The organism is Arthrobacter sp. Y3225116, from assembly GCF_059091245.1.
Genome location: NZ_JBNHGL010000334.1, coordinates 1 through 2,511, shown reverse-complemented (window position 1 = coordinate 2,511; position 2,511 = coordinate 1). Strand labels below are relative to the sequence as shown.

Below are 2,511 nucleotides of genomic sequence, written 5' to 3'. Positions count from 1 at the left end.
GGCCGGGCCGCCGGGGTCCGCGGGGTGCCGCCCGTCGTTGCGGTGCCGTTCGTTTCGCCGCCGCGCTGGTAGATCGAGTCGTACCGCTGGTCGAACTGTGATGCGGACATGGTCCCCCTTCTCGCCGGCCTTTGCTTGAATCTACCGGATGCCCTGCGGCGCTGTTAGGCTGTGCGCCATGGGAATTCTGATTTTCGAGTAACCAGGTCTTGGACCGGTCAAGCCGACCACCACACAAGGCTTGCTGAGGCTGTACCTCGCGAGTGGTTCCCTGATTCCACCCCCGCTCACGCCCGGATGATGCTCCGGGTATTGTGGCGTCCCGTCTTGACGACCGGTGCGGCGGACCAGTTCCCGGCAGGCTCCTGAAAATACCGAAGGAGAGCCATGACTGACATCGATCCGCGGGCACCAAAACCCGCCGAATCCCGTGAACCAAACATCCACCTCGCCCCGGCCGCCGCGGCCAAACTGACCGAGGACCAACAGGCGAGGCTGGCTTCCCGCCGTGCGGCCAACGCCGGCGACCTGGCCGGCTGGCACAGCATCGGCAACAGCCACAAGCCGAAGCACGCCAGCGGCCGGCAGGGACCGCCCGAGAAAAAGGTCCGCTGGTAACGCCTGCCCGCGAGGGCGCCGGCCAGTGCCCCGGTGGAAGATTCCGCCGGGGCACTGCCCTGTCCAACCAAACCGCCGTGTTAGCGGCAGGCCGGTCCTGAAGCCGACGCCCGGTGGGCCGGGCACTCTTAACCTGATATCGCCCTGTGCCTTATATAGGGTGGCAGGAGAGGGCGCCCTGAGCGGGCGGAGCTACGGGAGGAAAACGGCATGAGGCCCGATGTGCGGCGGATGTTGCTGATCCAGGCCGGTAACGTCCTGCAGTTCGCCATCGCCGTTGGCGTCATCGTCGTGGCCGTCGACACCATGACGGCCTTCTCGATGGGCTCGCGGCAGGACCCGGAGGGCGGCGGCACGCTGGCGGGCTTCGCCCTGGCCGGAGCCATCGCCGTCGTTGTCCTCGCGGTTTTTGCCTACCGCTGGACGGCGCGCGGCGAGCGGTATGCGCCGCTGTTCGCGGTGCTCGGCTGGGCCGTGCTGTGGCTGCCGCTCAGCCTGACGCTGGGCATGGGCGGCGAGGACGGCGTGGGCCTGGCCTATCTGGCCACGCTGGTGTGCGGGGCGGGGATTGTGCTGTCGCTCGTGGCGCTGGGCAGCAAAAAACCCCGCTGATCGGCGAGGCCGGCCGGCACGCGGGCCGCGGAGGCCGCGTGCCGGCTGCCTCAGCCTGTGGGGCTAGAGGCCGCGGGTTTCGTCGCGCCGGATGGTCTCGCCCGTGTGCGGATCCTCGATGCGGCGGCTTTCCGTCACGCGGTGCTCGCGGCGTGGAACGGCCATGATGATGGAGACGATCAGGCCGAGCACGCCTACGCCCATCAGGATCCAGCCGATCAGCGTCAGGTCGATGAAATCCACGACGTCGGCGACGGCGAAGGCCAGGATTGCGCCGATGGCAATCAAGGCGATTGATGATCCGATTCTCATAGCCAGCAACTCCTTTAGGTTGGGCGGCCGGCGCAGCTGGCGCTGCATCCGGCCGTCGTACAGGAAGTACGCGGTGCTTTGTCAGCATACTTGGTGTTTTGAGGATCGTCCCGCAACCGGTGACTTACGCTTAAGGCCGGAACACCATCACGGTGCTGATTTGCTCCAGGAGGGTTTGTGGCCAGAGGACGAAAAATCAACCCAGCCATGCGGGTCGCCGCCGATGCGGCTTTCGACAAGCACGGCAACCCAAAGCCCGGCGTGACGACCGCCATCATGAAGGCGCTGGACGTCCAGCGGCCGCTGGTGCTGGCCAACCTGGACCGGCTGCGGCGTAAGAACCCGGACGCGACGCCGGCCGAGCTGGCCGCGAAGTTGGAAAAGAGATACCTGGCAGCGGTGACCACCGGCGGCGCGGCGGTGGGGGCTTCGGCCGTCGTGCCGGGCGTTGGCACGGTGGCGGCACTGGGCTTTTCCGCGGTGGCGACGGTGGGCTTCCTGGAAGCCACCGCCCTGTTCGCCCAGTCCATCGCCGAACTGCATGGCATCGATACCGAGAACCCCGAGCGCTCCCAGGCCCTGGTGATGGCCATCCTGATGGGCGACGAGGGCAGCTCCCTGATCCGTGAGTTCGCCGGGCAGGCCGGCGGGCGCGGCGGAAACCCGTCGCGGGCCTGGGGCAGCGCGGTGGGCAGCAGCATGCCCTCCGGCATGGTCAGCTCGCTCGTGGACAGCCTGAAAAAGCGTTTCCTGACCAAACTGCTGGCCAAGCAGGGGACGGCGATGCTCGGCCGCGCCGTTCCCTTCGGCATCGGCGCGGCCGTCGGTGGTGCCGGCAACCACGTGATGGGCCGGCGCGTCATCGAAGCCACCAGGACCGCCTTCGGGGAGCCGCCGCTGGTGCTGCCGATGTCCCTGGTGGAGGACCTCGCCGACAACCGGTACCGGCTGGGCGAGCTGCCGGCGGTG

4 protein-coding genes are annotated in these 2,511 nt (G+C 68.0%); 3 read left to right on the top strand and 1 reads right to left on the bottom strand.

The window, feature by feature from the left end; all coding sequences use genetic code 11:
- Positions 1-387: 387 nt before the first annotated feature.
- Positions 388-618, top strand: coding sequence for a hypothetical protein (locus AC5RV2_RS16975; protein ID WP_494023904.1), 231 nt, complete (start codon positions 388-390; stop codon positions 616-618).
- Positions 619-828: 210 nt separating this feature from the next.
- Entirely contained in the window at positions 829-1,230 is a 402-nt protein-coding gene (locus AC5RV2_RS16970; protein ID WP_494093311.1) for a hypothetical protein, read from the top strand.
- A 63-nt stretch (positions 1,231-1,293) separates the two neighbouring features.
- On the opposite strand, the gene AC5RV2_RS16965 is transcribed toward AC5RV2_RS16970, so the two are convergent.
- Positions 1,294-1,542: a DUF6458 family protein gene (locus AC5RV2_RS16965; RefSeq protein WP_494093310.1), complete on the bottom strand. Its 249-nt coding sequence runs from the start codon at positions 1,540-1,542 to the stop codon at positions 1,294-1,296.
- 177 nt (positions 1,543-1,719) lie between these two features.
- Here AC5RV2_RS16965 and AC5RV2_RS16960 point away from each other — a divergent pair.
- On the top strand, positions 1,720-2,511 hold a 792-nt coding region (locus AC5RV2_RS16960), incomplete at its 3' end, for a hypothetical protein (protein WP_494093309.1).

Coding starts and splice junctions, on each gene's coding strand:
- AC5RV2_RS16975 (WP_494023904.1), top strand. CDS start 388: ATGACTGACATCGATCCGCGGGCACCAAAACCCGCCGAATCCCGTGAA.
- AC5RV2_RS16970 (WP_494093311.1), top strand. CDS start 829: ATGAGGCCCGATGTGCGGCGGATGTTGCTGATCCAGGCCGGTAACGTC.
- AC5RV2_RS16965 (WP_494093310.1), bottom strand. CDS start 1,542: ATGAGAATCGGATCATCAATCGCCTTGATTGCCATCGGCGCAATCCTG.